We start from the raw sequence: 17,595 nt of genomic DNA, 5'->3' as shown, positions 1-17,595 counted from the left end.
TCCAAGTACGCCCCCCTACTGATCGCGGGACGGCCGAAACGGGGGCTTTTTTCTGCGACTCGGCCACTTGACCGACTTCAATGCGTGGTCTGCCAGTCCGGGCGTACTTGATGATCTTCTGAAGGGGCGTCGTCGTTTTGCCGATCTTGCGGCTGAAGATGTCCATCCAGTGATAAGGCAGAAGGGGGTCGACATGCGAATAGGCATCGACATCTCTTCCCTCGCCCTGAAGCGGCAGGTTCGGCAGATCGTTCTGATGGCCGGTGACGCTGATTTCGTACCCGCGGCGAAGTTGGCGGGGCGCGAAGGCGTCGACTTCGTACTGGACCCCATGTGGTCCGCCATTCCGCAAGGCCTGGTCGAGCATATAGACGGGATGCGCTCGGTCTGCCCCCGGCCCCAAAAAAAAGACCGCACCCTTGCGAATGCGGCCCTGAGAATAGCGGGAGGCTGATCCTGCCTCCATCCATCGTCCCTGCTATGGACTTCCATTCTCCGGGCGATCAGTGACCGTTTGATGACGTTCACTGCCCCTGAGCCACCGGGCTGATAGCCTGCGCCTCCCCCTCCCATGGAAGTGCGGTATGCGTGGTCCTCGCTGGCGTCTGATCCTCAATGGCAAGTCCACGGGCAACGTCGAGCTGCGCGAGGCGGTGCATGCGCTTCGCGAGCAGGGGGTGACGATCGAGGCCCGGGTCACCTGGGAAGACGGCGACGCCGAGCGTTACGTGGCCGAAGCCATCGAGCACGGCGTGGATACCATCATCGCCGCCGGTGGCGACGGCACCCTGAGCGAAGTGGCCGAAACCCTGGCCCACCGCGACGAGGCGGCGGAGGCGCTGCCGACCCTGGGCCTGGTCCCGCTGGGTACCGCCAATGATTTCGCGACCGCCGCCGGCATTCCCGAGGAGCCGATCCAGGCGCTGCAGATGATCCTGGCCCAGCCGGCGTGCCCGCTGGACCTGCTGCGCATCGACGCCGACGGTGACCTGTGGTGGTGCGCCAACGTGGCCAGCGGCGGATTTGGCACCGAAGTTACGGTGGAGACCGACGAGGGCCTGAAGAAGGTGCTCGGCGGGCTGGCCTACCTGGTGACGGGCATCTCCCGGCTGGGCCGGATCGAACCCATCCAGGCCCGGCTGCGCACCCCGGACTTCAACTGGGAAGGGGGCTTCATTGCGCTCGGCATCGGCAACGGCCGCCAGGCCGGCGGTGGCCAGGTGCTGTGCCCCGAAGCGCTGGTCAATGACGGCCTGCTCGATCTCACCGTGATCCCGGAGCTGAGTGGCGAAGTCGCCTCGACGCTGGGCGCATTGATCCGTGGCGGCAAGCAGGGTGCGCTGGAGCAGGTGGCCGAGCGCACCCGCGCGCCGTGGGTGGAAATAGACGCCGACGAACCGATGACCCTCAACCTGGACGGCGAACCGGTTCGCGCGCGCCGCTTCCGCATCGACTGCGTGGCAGCACGCGTGCGCATGCACCTCCCGCTCGACAGCGCGCTCCTGCAGTAGGCTGTTGCCGCACCGCTCGCGGTAGAGCCGGCCCCTTCCGGGCTGCTCAGAGCAGCGGAATATCCTCTTCCCTGGTCGGGAAGCCAAACGCCTCCCGCTTCTTGCGAATGTGCTCAGGCATCGGCGGACGCGGGATGTTGCGCGCGATCAGCCATTGCTGACATTTCTTCTGCCACGGCAGAAGATCTGGCGTGGTGATTTCCCAATAGATTGCGTCGACCATTCGCATAGGCGGCGCTTCTCCGGAGCCGGTCAGAATCTTGGTCTTTATGGTTGGGTCTGCGCCGTGCTCCAGAAGCCAGTAGGCGGAGTTGAAGCCCCCCCGTCCGGTGTACAGGCTCAAGATGGTATCTGCGGATCCAAGATTGGCCTGGTTTACGTCAGCGCCATTCTCGACCAGTAGCTGCACGTTCTTCCACTGGTTTCCGCTAAGAAACGCCTGGTACATCAGCGTTTCGTTGTTGGAGTTGCGTGTGTTGGGATCTCCGCCATGTTTCAGAAGGAGCTCGAGGAATCGGGGGTCCTCCATCTTGGCGGCGTAGACCATCGCGTTATTGAAGCCAAGCCTGCGCCCATCAATCTCCTTGAACATCCGCGCATTGGGGTCGGCGCCATTCTCCAGCAACGCGCGCAGCCCCTCCAGGCTTTGTGCACGCAATGGCCAGGCAATCAGAGGAATGCCGTCGCGCCGGGCAAAGGTTTTGTCGGGATCGACCCCTTCATCCTTGATCAAGCGGCGGACGGCTTCCGTGTCACCCGTCTCGGTTGCGACGGCGAGCTGCAACGCCTTGCCGTTGAAATAGTCGTCAGCGCCATACGAAGACGATGCCGCGCAGCCACTGACCAGAAGCAAAGCCAGAAGCGCCATTACAGCAAGTGCAATTTTCACGGAAACGGTCGACAGAGGGTGTGGAAGTAGTCTCAACTCTGGTGCTCGGAAGGATCAGGATGGCCAAAATCTTCAGAGAAGAGGGACGTCCTCTTCTTTGGTTGGGAACCCAAAGGCTTCGCGCTTCTTGCGGATGTGCTCAGGCATCGGTGGACGCGGGATGCCTCGTGCGACCAGCCAATGCTGACACTTCTTCTGCCACGGAAGCAGATCGGGTGTTGTGATTTCCCAGTAGATGTCTTCGACCATCTTCTGCCTGGCGGTGCCATCCGATCTACTGGCCGACTGGTTCGAAATCGTGGGGTCCGCGCCATGCTCAAGCAGCCAGTAGGCAGAATCGAATCCCCCTCGTCTTGTGTACCAGCTCAGAACCGTGTCATCGCCCATGCTCAGGCTGGATTCGTTGATGTTCGCGCCGTTCTCAATCAGCGTCTGGATGTTCTTCCACTGGTTCCCACTAAGGAATGCCTGAAGCAGGAGGGTCTCATTGTTGATGTTGCGTGTGTTCGGGTCGCCGCCATGTTTGAGCAGAAGCTCAAGGTAGCTTGGATCGTCCATTTTGGCTGCGTAGACCATGGCATTGTTGAAGTGAATCATCTCTCCATTCATGTGCTTGGACTCACGCACATTAGGATCAGCGCCCGCCTCAAGTAGCGCCCTTAGCCCCGGCAGGCTGCGGGCGCGTAGTGGCCACGCAATCAGTGGTATGCCATCGCGGCGAGCGAATATCTTGTCGGGATCGACTCCTTCTTCCTTGACCAAGCGCTCAATGGTTTCAGAGTCACCTCTTTCAGAAGCCACCGCGAGCTTCAGTGCTTTTCCGTCGAAATAGTCGTCGGCCCCTTGTGCAGAAGAGCTGGAGCAGCCGGTAGCCAGTGAGAGTGTGACCCATGCCGCAATTACGAGCGTTTTTGTCATCAAGGTGTGAAGACTTGGGCGCATGATCGTCCTGATGTGAAAACGCTGGTTGGGTGACATTAGCAAACTCTTCTGCTATTCGATAAGCCTAGCGGACCAGTGCCGCGTCCTTCACTGAGCAATGGAGCTTGCCATGAGTGGTGCGGATATCGAGGCGCGTGCGCGTGCCATCCAGGAACAGAATCAGCTGGTCCAACAGCTGCGGGACAGCGGCAATCGCAAGGAAGCAGATCGCCTTCAGGAAACCTATCATTCCCGTGAGATGTCTGTGCTGGCCGCTGACGTCTATCTTTCCGCCAAGGAAGACGGGCATGCCCCTGCTGGCTGGCAACGAGCCAGTAGCAATCCGGCGGCATTGCGTGCTGCGGGACTGAACATTCCTGACGCCGATCTCAAGGAGCTGTTGCAGCCGAAGGGCTCGGGCTTCCGCGCGGAAATCTACGTTCCAGACAAGAGCGTCTTTGGCGAGAGTGCGAAACCGGTCATTGTTTACAAGGGATCCACCGGAGAAATCTTGGATCCGTCGGCTCCAGGGGGGAGGCGAGAATCTGGAGGGGAAGATTTCCTCAACAATGGCCAGCAAGGTATTGGCATGCGCAGCGATTACTATGATCGTGCCATGCAGCTTGCCTCTGTCGTCAACCAGGAGTTACCGGGCGGCTTCGAAATCGCCGGCCACTCCCTCGGCGGCGGCATGGCCTCCGCCGCCTCCGCCGTCACCGGCGCCCGCGCCACCACCTTCAACGCCGCCGGTCTGCACCCGGATACGCCGGCGCGCTATGCCAAAGACAACGGCCTGCCCACCTTCAACCCGCAGCAGACAGTACACACCTACCAGACCAGCGGTGAGGTGCTCAACGATGTGCAGAACGGGATGCGGCGCCTCAACGAACAACAGCGACACGCCTACGGGCTGCTGGCCAACGAAGCCAGCATGCTGATGCGCGAGCCGCTGATGCAGGCCAAGGTGGCCGAGAAGATGCGCGAGATGCTGCCGCCCGGTGCGCAGACCGCAGCCGCGCAATTCGTCGAACAGTTGGCCACCAAACCGGGCTACGAGGCCCTTCGCGATATCCCGGTCGCGGCGGGGCGCATGGAGTTGGTGCTCGATCCCAAGACCCGCGATGCGCAGGAGCGGCTGGTGGATCGCGCGCGTACCGATGCCCCCAGCCAGGTAGCCGAGCTGGCCGGACCGTTGTCCAAGGTGCTGCACTCGGCCGCGCATGGCATGCACAACGGCCGGGTAGTGGGCGAAGTGGTGGAGAAGGGCGGCGCAACCGCCGCCCACGTCCTTGACCGCACCGGCGACGCCGTCGAGCAGGTCGCCCGCGTGCAGGGCATGGTGGTGGGCAAGGTAGTCGACATGGGATCGGCCACGCTGCAGGTGAGCGCCAAAGCCACCACCACCGTGTACGCCCAGGGCCGCGAACTGACCGGCATGATCGAGTCCACGGCGCATCGCGTGGAATCTCGCGCGCAGTCCGGGATTCTGTCGGTGGCCTCATGGGGAGCGGGCAAGCTGGGGTTCGACAACGTCTCCAAGGACCTCGACAGCCGCGCCGATGCCGTACACGCCGCGGGCCAGGCGCGTGCCACCGCCGCAACGCGCGATGCCCGGGAGGACGCCGATGCGGCCCGCGCCGCCGGCCAGCGCACCGCCGAGAGCATCGACCGTGACGGCCAATGGGTGGCCGGTAAGCTTCAGAATGGGTATGCCACGGCCGGCGCCCATGTCGACCAGGGCTATGACTTTGCGGCGCACCACATCAAGAACACCACGGCGCAGGCGCCGGCGGTGTTTGCCTCGGTTGGCGGGGCAGTGGCGGGCCTTCGCGGCGCGGCCGCTACCTACGTACCCACGGCGCTGACGCCGCAGAACATCGGCAACATCATCGAGACCAAGCGCCTGGTCGAAAACATCGGCCCGGCATTTGGCGAGGCTGTGCAGCGCCACGGGATGAAGGAAACGGTCATTCCCAGCCTGGACGCCGAGCTCATCAAACAGGAAGCGCAGGCCCGCGCGTTGCTGGAACAGCACGAACGCATCCATCACCCGGCGGAGAAGCACGCCGCCGTCGCCCCCGAGCCCTCCACGCTGGTGGTCGGCATCAATGATCCCGGCCACAGGCAGTACCACATGTTCCAGGGTGCCCAGTCAGGCGTGCACGGCATTGATGCCGCCCACAACCGCGTGCCCGATCTGCAGAGCGACCAGCTGGCCGGTGCGTTGGCGGCGAAGGCCACGCAGGAAGGCCTTGAACGCATCGAGCGGGTCGTGCTCAGCGAGGACCGCACCCGCGTGTTCGCGGTAGATACCCAGGACCTCACCTCCGTGCACCGCCACCTGGCCCAGGTGGACGTGGTGGCTGGCCGGCAGCAGCCGCTCAGCGTGAGCACCGAGCAGGTGGCCGAGGTCAACCGCCAGCAGGAACGCGCGGCCGCTGCCCCGGCGCTGGTGGCCGACCTGGGCGCCGAGCAGCAGCGCGAGCAGGAGCAGCAGGCCGCGCGGCGGATGGGATGAGGCGGGACGGGTGGGTGCTGGAACCGGCGGCGGCCGCTGGAACGGCTGGAACGAGGGTAGCGCCGACTGTTAGTCGGCTGCTTGACCGGGCAGCCGACTAACAGTCGGCGCTACCTCCGCCACCTCCGCCTGAGGCCTTTGTCCATCCGGCCGCGCCACGGCCCGGGTTCCATCCGGTGCCGCCAATGCGGTACAGTCCCCGGGTGTCCATTCTGACGACCCCGCATACCCTTTCTTCCGCTCGCCGTTGGTGGCGATGGTGGCCTGTTGCCGTCGTCCGTCCCGCCACCGCCGTTTCCCGGAAGGAAAGTCGTCTTGATCACGCTCGAGCAGTTCCAGCAGCAGGCCGCTGAAGGCCACACCCGCATCCCCGTCGTCCGCGAAGTGCTGTCCGACCTGGACACGCCGCTTTCGGTCTATCTGAAGCTCGCCGACGGCCCGCATACCTACCTGTTCGAATCGGTCGAAGGCGGCGAACGCTTCGGGCGCTATTCCATCATCGGCCTGCCGGCCCGCCGCGTGTACGCCTTCCACGGCCACACCCTGACCGTCAGCGAAGCTGGCCAGGTGGTGGAAACCCGCGAGGTCGCCGACCCGTTCACCGAAGTGGAGGCGCTGCGCAGCGCCCATTCGGTGCCCAAGCTGGCCGGCCTGCCGGGCTTCACCGGCGGCCTGGTGGGCTGGTTCGGGTTCGAGTGCATCGGCTACATCGAACCGCGCCTGGCCCCGCCGCGCGGCCGCGACGAGCTCGGCACCCCGGACATCCTGCTGCTGCACTCCGAAGAACTGGCGGTGTTCGACAACCTCAAGGGCCGTCTCTATCTGATCGTGCACGCCGACCCCGGCGAGCCCGGTGCGTGGGACGAGGCGCAGGCGCGGCTGGACGGCCTGGTGGCCAAGCTGCGCGCCCCGGGCGCGGGCTACCCGGTGCCGATCACCCGCGACGTGCTGGACGAAAACGACTTCGTGTCCGGCTTCACCCGCGAAGGCTTCATTGCCGCCGTGGACAAGTCCAAGGAATACATCCGCGCCGGCGACATCTTCCAGGTGGTGCTCAGCCAGCGCCTGAGCGTGCCGTTCAAGGCGCGCCCGGTGGATGTGTACCGTGCGCTGCGCGCGCTGAACCCCTCCCCGTACATGTACTTCCTCGACACCGGCGACGTGCAGGTGGTCGGCTCTTCGCCGGAAATCCTCGTGCGCCTGCAGGACGGGGAAGTGACCGTGCGCCCGATCGCCGGTACCCGCCCGCGCGGCGCCACGGTGGAGGAAGACAACGCGCTGGAAGCCGAACTGCTGGCCGATCCGAAGGAACGCGCCGAGCACCTGATGCTGATCGACCTGGGCCGCAACGACGCCGGCCGCGTGTCCAAGGCCGGCACGGTGGAAGTGGGCGAGCAGTTCGTGATTGAACGCTACAGCCACGTGATGCACATCGTCAGCGAAGTGACCGGGCAGCTGCAGCCGGGCCTGAGCTACGCCGATGTGCTGCGTGCCACGTTCCCGGCCGGCACGGTCAGTGGCGCGCCGAAGATCCGCGCGCTGGAAGTGATCCGTGAGCTGGAGCCGATCAAGCGCAATGTCTACGCCGGCAGCATCGGTTACATCGGCTGGCACGGCGATGCCGACACCGCCATTGCGATCCGCACCGCGGTGATCAAGGACGGCCGCCTGCACGTGCAGGCCGGCGCCGGCATCGTCTACGACTCGGACCCGGGCAAGGAATGGGACGAGACCATGAACAAGGGTCGCGCACTGTTCCGCGCCGTCGCCCAGGCCGCCAAGGGCCTGTAATTCACCCGGTTGCCGGCCAACGGCCGGCGCTACCGATTCCGTATTGCATCCTTGATTCCAGGAATTTGCCATGTTGTTGATGCTCGACAACTACGACAGCTTCACCTACAACCTCGTGCAGTACCTGCAGACCCTGGGTGCCGATGTAAAGGTGGTGCGCAACGACGCCCTGAGTGTTGACGAGATCGCCGCGCTCGCGCCCGAGCGCATCGTGATCTCACCCGGCCCGTGCACGCCCAACGAAGCGGGTGTGTCGCTGGAGCTGATCCGGCGGCTGGGTCCGACCACGCCGATCCTGGGCGTGTGCCTGGGCCACCAGGGCATTGGCCAGGTGTACGGCGGCGATGTCATCCGCGCCGGTACCATCATGCACGGCAAGACCTCGCCGATCCGCCACCTGGGCAAGGGCGTGTTCGCCGGCCTGCCGGACCGCTACCAGGCCACCCGCTACCACTCGCTGGTGGTGGACAAGACCACGCTGCCTGACTGCCTGGAAGTGACCGCCTGGACCGAGAACGAGGACGGCACCATGGAAGAGATCATGGGCCTGCGCCACCGCGAACACCCGGTGGAAGGCGTGCAGTTCCACCCCGAATCGATCCTCACCGAGCACGGCCACGCCCTGCTGAAGAATTTCCTGCAAAGGAACCCCGCATGACCTTCTCCCCCCAGGAAGCCCTGCAACGCACCATCGAGCACCGCGAAATCTTCTTCGACGAGATGGTCGACCTGATGCGCCAGGTGATGCGCGGTGAAGTCTCGCCGGTGATGACCGCTGCGATCCTCACCGGCCTGCGGGTCAAGAAGGAAACCGTGGGCGAGATCGCCGGTGCGGCCACGGTGATGCGCGAGTTGGCGCTGTCCGTGCCGGTCGAAGACCGCACCCACCTGATCGACATCGTCGGTACCGGGGGCGACGGCTCGCATACCTTCAACATCTCCACCTGCGCGATGTTCGTGGTGGCGGCGGCGGGCGCGAAGGTCGCCAAGCATGGCAACCGCAGCGTCTCGTCCAAGTCCGGCAGTGCCGATGCGATCGAAGCACTGGGCGCGATCATCGAGCTGCGTCCGGAGGAGGTGGCCCGCGCGATCAGTGAAACCGGCATCGGCTTCATGTTCGCCCCGATGCACCACCCTGCCATGAAGGTGGTGGCCCCGGTGCGGCGCGAAATGGGCGTGCGCACCATCTTCAACATCCTTGGCCCGCTGACCAACCCGGTTGGCGCCACCAACGTGCTGATGGGCGTGTTCCATCCCGACCTGGTCGGCATCCAGGCACGCGTGCTGCGCGAGCTGGGCGCCGAGCGCGCCATGGTGGTGTGGGGCCGCGACAACATGGACGAGATCTCGCTCGGCGCCGGTACCCTGGTCGGCGAGCTGCGCGACGGCAAGGTGCGCGAATACGAGATCCACCCCGAAGACTTCGGCATTGCCATGTCGGCCAGCCGCAACCTCAAGGTGAGCGGGCCGGAAGAATCCATCGCGATGCTGCGTGGGGTGCTCGACGACCAGCCCGGCCCGGCGCTGGACATCGTGGCGCTCAACGCCGGGGCGGCGCTGTACGTGGCCGGCGTGGCCAGCAGCATCGCCGACGGCCTGGCCCGTGCCCGCGCGGCCATCGCCGACGGCAGCGCACGCCAGCGCATGCAGGATTACGTGGATGCGACCCAGCGCATCCGACGCGCGGGCTGAGCCCGATTTCACGCTTTGCTGCAGGCTGGCCGATAATGGCCGGCCTGAAGGACCCTGAACGACATGAGCGACAAGAGCGACATCCTCGAGACCATCCTGGCCCGCAAGGCCGTTGAAGTGGCCGAGCGCCGTGCACGGGTTCCCCTGGAAGCGCTGCAGGCACGCCTGGCCGGCGCCCCGCCGGTGCGCGGCTTCGCCGATGCACTACGCGCCTCGATTGCCGCCGGCAACCCGGCGGTGATCGCCGAGGTGAAGAAGGCCAGCCCGTCCAAGGGCGTGATCCGCCCGGACTTCCACCCGGCCGATATCGCGGTGAGCTACGAGTTCGGTGGGGCGAGCTGCCTGTCGGTGCTGACCGACGTGGATTTCTTCCAAGGCGACGATGCCTACCTGCAGCAGGCCCGCGACGCCTGCACGCTGCCGGTGCTGCGCAAGGACTTCGTGATCGATGCGTACCAGGTCTACGAGGCCCGCGTGCTGGGTGCCGACTGCATCCTGCTGATCGTGGCCGCGCTGGAAGACCGCCAGCTGGCTGAGCTGTCCGACCTGGCCATGCAGCTGGGCATGGACGTGCTGGTGGAAGTGCACGACATCGATGAACTCGAACGCGCCATCCAGGTGCCGGTGCCGCTGATCGGCATCAACAACCGCAACCTGCGCACCTTTGAGGTGTCGCTGCAGACCACCCTGGACATGCGCCAGGCCGTGCCGCGCGACCGCCTGCTGGTGACCGAGAGCGGCATCCTGGGCGCTGACGACGTGAGCCTGATGCGCAACGCCGGCGTGCATGCGTTCCTGGTGGGCGAGGCCTTCATGCGGGTCGAAGAGCCCGGCGAGGGCCTGCGTCAGCTATTCTTCAGCGCATGACTGCGATCTACCCGACTCCGCGTGACGACGCGCCGCTGGTGGTCTTCGACTTCGACCACACCCTTTATGACGGCGATTCCGGCAGCCACCTGTTTGCCTCGCTGATCAAGCGCAATCCGCTGCGGCTGCTGGCCGCGCTGCTGGTGACGCCGATTGCCGGCCCGATGGCGGCGATGCTGCCGACCCGGCGCGCCGGCATTTCGGTGTATGTGTGGATCGCCACGTTCGGCCTGCACCGCGCACGCGAGTTCAACCGCGTGATCGACGCCTACGTGCTCACCCACGAGGCACAGCTGCGCGCCAAGCTGCTGCCGGAGGCGCTGGCGGTATTCGCCACGCACCGGGCGCAGGGCGACCGGGTAGTGGTGGCGACCGGCGCGCCGCCGGAGCTGGCCCGCGCCATCCTGGCGTTTGTCGCCCATCAGGGCGTGCCGGTGATCGGCAGCGAAGTGGGGCCGCGCTTCGGTGCGGTTGGTGCCACGCGCCATTGCCACAACGAAGAGAAGATGCGCATGCTGCGCGAGCGCGGCTATGGCGACATCGATGTGGCCTATTCGGACAGCACCGCGGACCTGCCGTTGCTGCTGGCAGCCAAGGAGCCGGTGGTGGTGAACCCGAAGGTGTCCAAGGTCGCGTATTTCCGGCAGGTGCTGAAGCCCGGCACGCGGATCCTCAACTGGGGTTGCGTGGATCGCGGCGGCGACCGCTGAGGCGTATCGACCAACGGTCGATACCTACCGTTGGCGCGCCACACGCCGGTAGCGCCCTACCGTTGGTAGGGCGGCGGCGCACAGCGCCGCGCTTTACCCCGCCAGCCAGCCGCGCACCGCGCCGCTGATCTGGAACAGGCTGATCGACAGCACCAGCACGCCTACGGCCACCAGCACCCAGCGTTCCTTGACCCGCTTCACCAGCACCGCGGCCAGCGGGGCGGCCATCATGCCGCCGATCAGCAGGCCGGCCACGATGTTCAGGTACTGCAGGCCCATCGAGAGCAGGAAGGTGATCGACACCGCCAGCGTCACCACGAACTCGGCCGCGTTGACCGTGCCGATGGTGGTCCGGGCCTGGCCGCCCCGGGCGAGCAGGGTGGAGGTGGCCACCGGACCCCAGCCGCCGCCGCCGCTGGCGTCCAGCAGCCCGGCGACGAAGCCCAGCACCGGCACCCGCTTTACTTCCTGGCGCGGCACCAGCTTTCCGGCTGCGCGCAGCAGGATGAAGACCGCCAGGATCAGCAGGTAGCCGTAGATGAAGGGACGGATCGCATCACCGGGCAGCTGGGTCAGCACATAGGCGCCCAGCACGCCGCCGACCGCGCCCGGCAGGGCCAGGCGCAGGAACAACCGCTTGTCCACGTTGCCGGCCACGAGGTGCGAAACACCCGAGGCGCCTGTCGTGAACACCTCTGCGGTGTGCACGCTTGCGCTGACCGCCGCCGGCGGCAGGCCCATGCTGAGCATGACCGACGATGAGACGAGCCCGAAGGCCATGCCGAGCGCGCCGTCCACCAGCTGCGCGCCAAGCCCGATCAGGATGAACCAGTAGAATTCGCTGCCAGGTGCCATGCCGTCAGCCTAGCGGCAGCGCGTGAAAGGCGCTGTCATGCCGACGTTGGCGCCGGCCGGTGGCCGGCATCCGGCGTCATCGGGTGCCGTACAGGACGACGGTCTTGCCCCGCGCATGCAGCAGCCCATCGCTCTGCAGCTTTTTCAGCACGCGGCCGGCCATTTCACGCGAGCAGCCGACCAGGCGGGCCAGCTCCTGGCGCGACACGCGCAGCTGGGTGCCCTGCGGGTGGCTCATGGCCTCCGGTTCGCGGGACAGGTCATGCAGGGTGCGCACGATGCGGTCGGTGACATCCAGGAACGCCAGGCGGCTGGCCTTGCGGCTGGTGTCGAGCAGGCGCTTGGAGACCTGCTGGCCCAGTGCGTACAGCAGCCGGGGCGCGTCGGTGGACAGCGGGCCAAGGAACAGCTGGTGGAGCCGCTCGTAGCTGATCTCGGCCAGCTCGCAGGGGGTCCGGGTGCGCAGGATCACCTCGCGGCGGTCGGTTTCCACGAACAGGCCCATCTCGCCGACGAACTCCCCGGAGCCGAAGTAGCCCAGGACCAGTTCGCGGTCGTCTTCCTCTTCAGCAATTATGGAAACAGAGCCGCTGATCACGTAATACAGGGTGCCGGCGGGGTCGCCGGGGCGGAAAACGTCCGTGCGGGCCGGGTAGCGGCGTCGGTGGCTGTGGGCCAGAAAGCGGTCAATGGTGGCGATGTCCAGGGCCAATGGACTTGTGGCAAGGCGCACAGATGACACGTTGAGGCGCTCCCTTTGCTCATGAACAATTCACGGCTATGTGCCGCGAGCTTAACGATCAGGGTTGTGAAGGGCAAACCCCAACACAGCAACTTGTTTCAATGCAAGTTTCGCCCCCGATCACTTTGCCCCATAATTGATCCTTTCCCACCACACACAGGATCGACCGCCGTGGTCAAGCCGTTGCCTCGCCTGAGGTTGCAGGGTTTCAACAACCTCACCAAGGCGCTGAGCTTCAACATCTATGACGTGTGTTACGCCCGCACCGAAGAGGAGCGTCAGCGTTACATTGAATACATCGATGAAGAGTACAACGCCGATAGGCTGACTCAAATCTTGACCGATGTCGCCGAGATCATCGGCGCCAACATCCTTAATGTCGCGCGCCAGGACTACGATCCGCAGGGCGCGTCGGTGACGATCCTGATCTCCGAAGAGCCGGTGATCGACAAGAAGCTGGCGGGCAAGGAGTTGATCTCCGATGCCGTGGTAGCGCACATGGACAAGAGCCACATCACCGTCCATACCTACCCCGAAACCCACCCGCAGGAAGGCATCGCGACGTTCCGCGCGGACATCGATGTGGCTACCTGTGGCGTGATTTCGCCGCTGAAGGCGCTGAACTACCTGATCGAGAGCCTGGAATCGGACATCGTGATCATGGACTACCGCGTCCGTGGCTTCACCCGTGACGTGAAGGGCAAGAAGCACTACATCGATCACAAGATCAACTCGATCCAGAACTTCCTGGCCAAGAACATCAAGTCGCGTTACGAGATGTTCGACGTCAACGTCTACCAGGAAAACATCTTCCACACGAAGATGCACCTGAAGGACTTCGACCTGGACCAGTACCTGTTCGAGGAAAAGGCCAAGAACATCTCGTTCAAGGAACGCATGAAGATCGAAGCGCTGCTCAAGCGCGAGATCGAAGAGCTGTTCCACGGCCGCAACCTGTCCGAGTAACACCACGCGACACCCGCCCGGGCCTTGGCCCGGGTGGTGCTGCACAAGGCGGGACGCCCCGCCCTGTGGAACATATGTTTTGCGCAGAAGCAATGTTCCACGGCAAGCTACCGACGACGGTCCGGTGTGAAGACACCGGGCCGTTTTGTTTTTGTTTAGGAGGCACCCATGCCCTGGATCTACCTGCTGCTGGCCGGCATCTTTGAAATCGGCTTTGCGATCGGAATGAAATATTCGGACGGCTTCAGCAAGCCGCTGCCCACGCTCGCCACGGTCGGCGCGGCACTGGTCAGCCTGTACCTGATGAGCCAGGCGATGAAATCCATCCCGGTGGGCACCGCCTACGCGATCTGGACCGGCATCGGCGCGCTGGGCGTGGCCACGCTGGGCATCTTCCTGTTCGGCGACAGCGCTTCGGCGCCGCGCCTGGCCTGCATCGGGCTGATCGTGGCCGGGGTGATCGGCCTCAAACTCGTTTCGGGCTGACCTTAAAGCCGGTAGGCGATGGTCTTCATGACCTTGGAGGCCAGCGCCATCACGCCCGGAATTGGCGGCGGAAGCTTCCGCGCGCCGGCATGCTCGGCGTGGTCGGCGTGGCGGGCCTCGTCGATCTTCATCACCTTGAGGATCTCGCGGCTGCGCTGGTCGGTCGGGGGCAGGGTGTCCAGGTGCTCGTCCAGGTGGGCTTCCACCTGGCGCTCGGTTTCCACCACGAAGCCCAGGTTCCAGCCATCCCCGCGCAGCCCGGCCAGGGTGCCGATGGTATAGCTGCCGGCGTACCAGATCGGGTTGAACAGGCTGGGCCGACTGTCCAGCTCGCGCAGCCGCTGGGCGCACCAGGCCAGGTGGTCGGTCTCTTCCTGGGCCGCCTCGAGCAGGTGGGCGCGGGTTTCCGGCTCGCGGGCCACCGCGGCCTGGCCGAAGTACAGGCCCTGCGCGCAGACCTCGCCGACATGGTTGATCCGCATCAGGCCGGCGGCATGGCGGCGGGCCGGGGCGGGCATCGGTGCGTCCGGGGTCGCCTCGGCCGGGTACGGGCGGCTGGCCGGCGGGTTGCCGAACACCGTGTCTAGGGCGCGCTGGGCCTCGGTCAGCAGGTGGTCGAGCGGGGTGATCTGGCGGAGCGCGGTCATGCGGTCGGGCATCGCGGCGGGGGATCATCGATTCTCGCCCCCCGGCGCCGGTCTGCCAAGCCATGCCGCCGGTCGATTTGCATGTGGGCCAAATGGCCAGTACAATCCCGCCTCTTCACAACGCGTGGCAGAGTTCCGGCCGCTCCATGGCCGCAATGAGCCCGACCTACCTGAGTTCTTCCATGAGCACTTTCACTGCAAAGTCCGAGACCGTCCAGCGCGACTGGTATCTCGTCGACGCCTCCGGCAAGACGCTGGGCCGTCTGTCCACCGAGCTGGCCCGCCGTCTGCGCGGCAAGCACAAGCCGGTCTACACCCCTCACGTTGATACCGGTGATTACCTGGTTGTCATCAATGCAGAAAAGATTGCCGTCACCGGCAACAAGCTGCAGGACAAGCTGTACCACCGCTTCACTGGCTACATCGGCAACCTGAAGACCGAAACTCTGGCCCAGGCGCTGGAGCGCCACCCGGAGCGCGTCATCGAAACCGCCGTCAAGGGCATGCTGCCGAAGGGCCCGCTGGGCCGCGCCATGTACCGCAAGCTCAAGGTGTACTCGGGTTCCGAGCACCCGCACGCCGCTCAGCAGCCCCAGGTTCTGGATATCTAATCATGGCTATCACTCAAAACTACGGCACCGGCCGCCGCAAGTCCTCCACCGCCCGCGTGTTCCTGCGCAAGGGCGCCGGCAACATCACCGTCAATGGCCGTCCGCTGGACGAGTTCTTTGGCCGTGAAACCGCACGTATGATCGTGCGTCAGCCGCTGGAACTGACCAAGAACACCGAATCGTTCGACATCATGGTCACCGCCGCTGGCGGCGGCACCACCGGCCAGGCCGGTGCGATCCGCCTGGGCATCGCCCGCGCGCTGGTCGAGTACGACGAAACCCTGAAGTCCGAGCTGCGCAAGGCTGGCTTCATGACCCGTGACGCCCGTGAAGTCGAGCGTAAGAAGGTCGGCCTGCATAAGGCACGTCGCGCCACCCAGTTCTCCAAGCGCTGATCCATCGCGCCTGGCGTGGGATCCTTCGAGATCCCGCTGGGAGGAAAGCAAAAGCCCGGCTTTGGCCGGGCTTTTGTCGTTTCAGCGGGGCAGGTTACGGTTACACCGCCCCCGGCTCACCCTTGGTCTTGCTGCGCGGCCAGTACCCGCCGCCGCGCTTGGGTGCCGGCGCGCGCTTGCGCGGGCGGTCATGGCCCGCCGCGTGCCCCGGCATCCAGGCCTCCTGGGCGGACTTGGGCATCGACTCCACGCCGGTGCCGGCCACGCCCCGGGCCAACGGCGCCAAGTGACGCAGCGCCCGCGCATAGACCCCGCGCTTGAACATCACCACGTGCTCGACCGGATACCAGAAATCCACCCAGCGCCACTGGTCGAACTCGGGGCTGTCGGTATGGTCCAGCTTCACGTGCGATTCGTCGCCCGACAGGCGCAGCAGGAACCAGACCTGCTTCTGTCCGATGCAGACCTGCTTCTCGTTGCGACGGATGGCACGGGCGGGCAGGCGATAGCGCAGCCAGCCCGGTGTCGCACCCAGCACTTCGACGTGCTCTGGCAACAGCCCGGTTTCTTCATGCAACTCGCGATACATGGCTTCGACAGGCGTCTCGTCGGTGTTCATGCCACCCTGCGGGAACTGCCAGCCATCCCGGCGCACACGTCGTGCCCAGAACACCTGCCCGTCCTGCCGCATCAGCACGATGCCGACGTTCGGTCGATAGCCGTCCGGATCGATCACGATGCGGACTCCTAGAAAAATCTACTGGTCAGGACTGTGACACGCCCGCTGCCCACTCACAAGCGCGGTGAAAAGGTGTTGACAGATTCCGTTTACATGTCCAGAATTGCCGGCTCACTAAGGCTATGTAGCTCAGCCGGTTAGAGCACAGCACTCATAATGCTGGGGTCGGTGGTTCGAGTCCACCCATAGCCACCAAGTCCGCTTGGTTTTCCAGTGAGAAAGTGCAACAATTGCACGCACGTTTTGCCCCGTCGCCAAGCGGTAAGGCACCTGACTCTGACTCAGGCATTCGGTGGTTCGAATCCATCCGGGGCAGCCAAATACGAAAGAGACCGATCGAAAGATCGGTCTTTTTTTTTGCTCCGCGTCGGGCCGGCTGAACGGGCACGCTGAACCGTATCGAGAATGATTCAGTTACGAAATTGACAACCATTCTCGTTTCGATTGGAATACGCACAGGCCGATCCGGGCCTGCCTGCCGAGTCCGCACGTGTACGTCTGCATCTGTAACGGGGTAACCGACCACCAGATCCGCGAAGCCGCCCAGAGCGGTGTCGCCAGCGTGTCCGAGCTGACCATGCGCACCGGCTGCGGCGCTACCTGCGGTTCCTGCCTGGACATGGCGGCCGACCTGTTGGCCAAGGCCCGCAACACCCACGACCTGCCGTTGCCTGTCCTGGGGTTGGCGCAGGTCGCGTAAACCGATCGATCATGATTCGCGTTCCCTCATTGCCTGCAGGGACGCGCTACAGTGCCGGCGTTTTCACGCTGCAGGAGCACGGTCATGAAAGGCGACACGAAGGTCATCGAATTCCTCAACAAGGTCCTCTATAACGAGCTGACCGCGATCAACCAGTACTTCCTGCATGCCAAGATGCTGAAGAACTGGGGTCTGAAGGAACTGGCCGACCACGAATACAAGGAATCGATCGAGGAGATGAAGCACGCTGACGTGCTCTCCGACCGCATCCTGTTCCTTGAAGGCCTGCCGAACTTCCAGGCGCTGGGCAAGCTGCGCATCGGCGAAAACCCCACCGAGATCCTGCAGTGCGACCTGGCGCTGGAGCGCGAAGGCACCGTCACCCTGCGCGAGGCGGTGGCTTATGCCGATTCGGTCGGCGATTACGTCAGCCGCCAGCTGTTCGTGAAGATCCTCGACAACGAGGAAGAGCATATCGACTGGCTGGAAACCCAGCTGGAACTGATCGAGCGCATCGGCGAGCCGAATTACCTGCTCACCAAACTGGAAGACTGA

19 protein-coding genes, 2 tRNA genes and 1 pseudogene are annotated in these 17,595 nt (G+C 64.8%); 16 read left to right on the top strand and 6 right to left on the bottom strand.

The window, feature by feature from the left end:
• Positions 1 to 52 precede the first annotated feature (52 nt).
• Both V9K91_RS03355 and yegS read left to right on the top strand, forming a co-directional pair.
• Positions 53 to 454: pseudogene (locus V9K91_RS03355) on the top strand (NYN domain-containing protein); the annotation flags it as partial.
• Positions 455 to 584: 130 nt separating this feature from the next.
• The gene (gene yegS / locus V9K91_RS03350) at positions 585 to 1,511 is read left to right on the top strand and encodes a lipid kinase YegS (protein ID WP_068854290.1); all 927 of its coding nucleotides are present in this window, start codon (positions 585 to 587) and stop codon (positions 1,509 to 1,511) included.
• A 46-nt stretch (positions 1,512 to 1,557) separates the two neighbouring features.
• Here yegS and V9K91_RS03345 read toward each other — a convergent pair whose 3' ends face one another.
• Both V9K91_RS03345 and V9K91_RS03340 read right to left on the bottom strand, forming a co-directional pair.
• On the bottom strand, positions 1,558 to 2,400 hold the full coding sequence (locus V9K91_RS03345) for an ankyrin repeat domain-containing protein (RefSeq protein WP_249833247.1): 843 nt from the start codon (positions 2,398 to 2,400) through the stop codon (positions 1,558 to 1,560).
• Between the two features lie 72 nt (positions 2,401 to 2,472).
• Positions 2,473 to 3,378 (bottom strand): ankyrin repeat domain-containing protein, encoded by a 906-nt coding sequence (locus V9K91_RS03340; protein WP_249833246.1) that lies wholly within the window; start codon positions 3,376 to 3,378, stop codon positions 2,473 to 2,475.
• A gap of 61 nt (positions 3,379 to 3,439) precedes the next feature.
• On the opposite strand from V9K91_RS03340, the gene V9K91_RS03335 reads away from it, so the two are divergent.
• The 6 genes from V9K91_RS03335 to V9K91_RS03310 all read left to right on the top strand — a co-directional run bounded on the left by V9K91_RS03335 (position 3,440) and on the right by V9K91_RS03310 (position 10,899).
• The gene (locus tag V9K91_RS03335) at positions 3,440 to 5,839 is read left to right on the top strand and encodes an XVIPCD domain-containing protein (protein WP_336442684.1); all 2,400 of its coding nucleotides are present in this window, start codon (positions 3,440 to 3,442) and stop codon (positions 5,837 to 5,839) included.
• Between the two features lie 315 nt (positions 5,840 to 6,154).
• Positions 6,155 to 7,630: an anthranilate synthase component I gene (gene trpE / locus V9K91_RS03330; RefSeq protein WP_336442683.1), complete on the top strand. Its 1,476-nt coding sequence runs from the start codon at positions 6,155 to 6,157 to the stop codon at positions 7,628 to 7,630.
• 70 nt (positions 7,631 to 7,700) lie between these two features.
• Positions 7,701 to 8,288: an aminodeoxychorismate/anthranilate synthase component II gene (locus V9K91_RS03325; protein WP_068854287.1), complete on the top strand. Its 588-nt coding sequence runs from the start codon at positions 7,701 to 7,703 to the stop codon at positions 8,286 to 8,288.
• Positions 8,285 to 9,322 carry an anthranilate phosphoribosyltransferase gene (gene trpD / locus V9K91_RS03320; protein WP_336442682.1) on the top strand — a complete coding sequence of 346 codons (1,038 nt, stop codon included), beginning with the start codon at positions 8,285 to 8,287 and terminating at the stop codon, positions 9,320 to 9,322. The genes V9K91_RS03325 and trpD overlap by 4 nt, the downstream gene beginning before the upstream one ends.
• Before the next feature lie 63 nt (positions 9,323 to 9,385).
• A complete protein-coding gene (gene trpC, locus V9K91_RS03315) occupies positions 9,386 to 10,189 on the top strand; it encodes an indole-3-glycerol phosphate synthase TrpC (RefSeq protein WP_068854285.1) in 804 nt (267 codons plus the stop codon).
• Positions 10,186 to 10,899 carry a haloacid dehalogenase-like hydrolase gene (locus V9K91_RS03310; protein ID WP_336442681.1) on the top strand — a complete coding sequence of 238 codons (714 nt, stop codon included), beginning with the start codon at positions 10,186 to 10,188 and terminating at the stop codon, positions 10,897 to 10,899. Before trpC ends, V9K91_RS03310 begins: the two co-directional genes overlap by 4 nt.
• A 93-nt stretch (positions 10,900 to 10,992) precedes the next feature.
• Here V9K91_RS03310 and V9K91_RS03305 read toward each other — a convergent pair whose 3' ends face one another.
• Together V9K91_RS03305 and crp are read right to left on the bottom strand one after the other, a co-directional pair.
• Positions 10,993 to 11,754 (bottom strand): sulfite exporter TauE/SafE family protein, encoded by a 762-nt coding sequence (locus V9K91_RS03305; protein WP_093534922.1) that lies wholly within the window; start codon positions 11,752 to 11,754, stop codon positions 10,993 to 10,995.
• 76 nt (positions 11,755 to 11,830) lie between these two features.
• Positions 11,831 to 12,496 carry a cAMP-activated global transcriptional regulator CRP gene (crp, locus tag V9K91_RS03300; protein ID WP_068854282.1) on the bottom strand — a complete coding sequence of 222 codons (666 nt, stop codon included), beginning with the start codon at positions 12,494 to 12,496 and terminating at the stop codon, positions 11,831 to 11,833.
• Between the two features lie 171 nt (positions 12,497 to 12,667).
• Here crp and speD point away from each other — a divergent pair, with 171 nt between their 5' ends.
• Both speD and sugE read left to right on the top strand, forming a co-directional pair.
• A complete protein-coding gene (gene speD / locus V9K91_RS03295; RefSeq protein WP_017354544.1) occupies positions 12,668 to 13,462 on the top strand; it encodes an adenosylmethionine decarboxylase in 795 nt (264 codons plus the stop codon).
• Between the two features lie 168 nt (positions 13,463 to 13,630).
• Positions 13,631 to 13,948: a quaternary ammonium compound efflux SMR transporter SugE gene (gene sugE / locus V9K91_RS03290; protein ID WP_068854281.1), complete on the top strand. Its 318-nt coding sequence runs from the start codon at positions 13,631 to 13,633 to the stop codon at positions 13,946 to 13,948.
• A gap of 2 nt (positions 13,949 to 13,950) precedes the next feature.
• On the opposite strand, the gene coq7 is transcribed toward sugE, so the two are convergent.
• Positions 13,951 to 14,595, bottom strand: a complete 645-nt coding sequence (coq7, locus tag V9K91_RS03285) for a 2-polyprenyl-3-methyl-6-methoxy-1,4-benzoquinone monooxygenase (protein ID WP_093534963.1) — start codon at positions 14,593 to 14,595, stop codon at positions 13,951 to 13,953.
• Positions 14,596 to 14,777: 182 nt separating this feature from the next.
• On the opposite strand from coq7, the gene rplM reads away from it, so the two are divergent.
• Together rplM and rpsI are read left to right on the top strand one after the other, a co-directional pair.
• Positions 14,778 to 15,206 carry a 50S ribosomal protein L13 gene (gene rplM / locus V9K91_RS03280; protein WP_017354548.1) on the top strand — a complete coding sequence of 143 codons (429 nt, stop codon included), beginning with the start codon at positions 14,778 to 14,780 and terminating at the stop codon, positions 15,204 to 15,206.
• Between the two features lie 2 nt (positions 15,207 to 15,208).
• The gene (gene rpsI / locus V9K91_RS03275) at positions 15,209 to 15,601 is read left to right on the top strand and encodes a 30S ribosomal protein S9 (protein ID WP_017354549.1); all 393 of its coding nucleotides are present in this window, start codon (positions 15,209 to 15,211) and stop codon (positions 15,599 to 15,601) included.
• Positions 15,602 to 15,701: 100 nt separating this feature from the next.
• On the opposite strand, the gene V9K91_RS03270 is transcribed toward rpsI, so the two are convergent.
• Positions 15,702 to 16,337 (bottom strand): RNA pyrophosphohydrolase, encoded by a 636-nt coding sequence (locus V9K91_RS03270; protein ID WP_336442680.1) that lies wholly within the window; start codon positions 16,335 to 16,337, stop codon positions 15,702 to 15,704.
• Positions 16,338 to 16,458: 121 nt separating this feature from the next.
• Here V9K91_RS03270 and V9K91_RS03265 point away from each other — a divergent pair.
• The 4 genes from V9K91_RS03265 (at position 16,459) to bfr (ending at position 17,595) form a co-directional block, all read left to right on the top strand.
• A tRNA-Met gene (locus tag V9K91_RS03265) sits at positions 16,459 to 16,535 on the top strand.
• A gap of 49 nt (positions 16,536 to 16,584) precedes the next feature.
• A tRNA-Gln gene (locus V9K91_RS03260) sits at positions 16,585 to 16,659 on the top strand.
• Between the two features lie 171 nt (positions 16,660 to 16,830).
• Positions 16,831 to 17,040, top strand: coding sequence for a bacterioferritin-associated ferredoxin (locus V9K91_RS03255; protein WP_068854279.1), 210 nt, complete (start codon positions 16,831 to 16,833; stop codon positions 17,038 to 17,040).
• 84 nt (positions 17,041 to 17,124) lie between these two features.
• Positions 17,125 to 17,595 carry a bacterioferritin gene (gene bfr, locus V9K91_RS03250; protein ID WP_068854278.1) on the top strand — a complete coding sequence of 157 codons (471 nt, stop codon included), beginning with the start codon at positions 17,125 to 17,127 and terminating at the stop codon, positions 17,593 to 17,595.

Origin of the sequence: Stenotrophomonas sp. CCNWLW57 (genome assembly GCF_037203925.1) — a bacterium.
Lineage (GTDB): Bacteria > Pseudomonadota > Gammaproteobacteria > Xanthomonadales > Xanthomonadaceae > Stenotrophomonas > Stenotrophomonas rhizophila_A.
Note: the sequence above shows the minus strand (reverse complement) of the source record. Positions and strands in the feature narration are given on the sequence as shown.

Bases quoted from the DNA above. Each gene is read 5' to 3' on its own strand.
- trpC (WP_068854285.1), top strand. From the start codon at position 9,386: ATGAGCGACAAGAGCGACATCCTCGAGACCATCCTGGCCCGCAAGGCC.
- rpsI (WP_017354549.1), top strand. From the start codon at position 15,209: ATGGCTATCACTCAAAACTACGGCACCGGCCGCCGCAAGTCCTCCACC.
- rplM (WP_017354548.1), top strand. From the start codon at position 14,778: ATGAGCACTTTCACTGCAAAGTCCGAGACCGTCCAGCGCGACTGGTAT.
- V9K91_RS03305 (WP_093534922.1), bottom strand. From the start codon at position 11,754: ATGGCACCTGGCAGCGAATTCTACTGGTTCATCCTGATCGGGCTTGGC.
- bfr (WP_068854278.1), top strand. From the start codon at position 17,125: ATGAAAGGCGACACGAAGGTCATCGAATTCCTCAACAAGGTCCTCTAT.
- trpD (WP_336442682.1), top strand. From the start codon at position 8,285: ATGACCTTCTCCCCCCAGGAAGCCCTGCAACGCACCATCGAGCACCGC.
- coq7 (WP_093534963.1), bottom strand. From the start codon at position 14,595: ATGACCGCGCTCCGCCAGATCACCCCGCTCGACCACCTGCTGACCGAG.
- V9K91_RS03325 (WP_068854287.1), top strand. From the start codon at position 7,701: ATGTTGTTGATGCTCGACAACTACGACAGCTTCACCTACAACCTCGTG.
- yegS (WP_068854290.1), top strand. From the start codon at position 585: ATGCGTGGTCCTCGCTGGCGTCTGATCCTCAATGGCAAGTCCACGGGC.
- V9K91_RS03340 (WP_249833246.1), bottom strand. From the start codon at position 3,378: ATGTCACCCAACCAGCGTTTTCACATCAGGACGATCATGCGCCCAAGT.
- sugE (WP_068854281.1), top strand. From the start codon at position 13,631: ATGCCCTGGATCTACCTGCTGCTGGCCGGCATCTTTGAAATCGGCTTT.
- V9K91_RS03335 (WP_336442684.1), top strand. From the start codon at position 3,440: ATGGAGCTTGCCATGAGTGGTGCGGATATCGAGGCGCGTGCGCGTGCC.
- V9K91_RS03310 (WP_336442681.1), top strand. From the start codon at position 10,186: ATGACTGCGATCTACCCGACTCCGCGTGACGACGCGCCGCTGGTGGTC.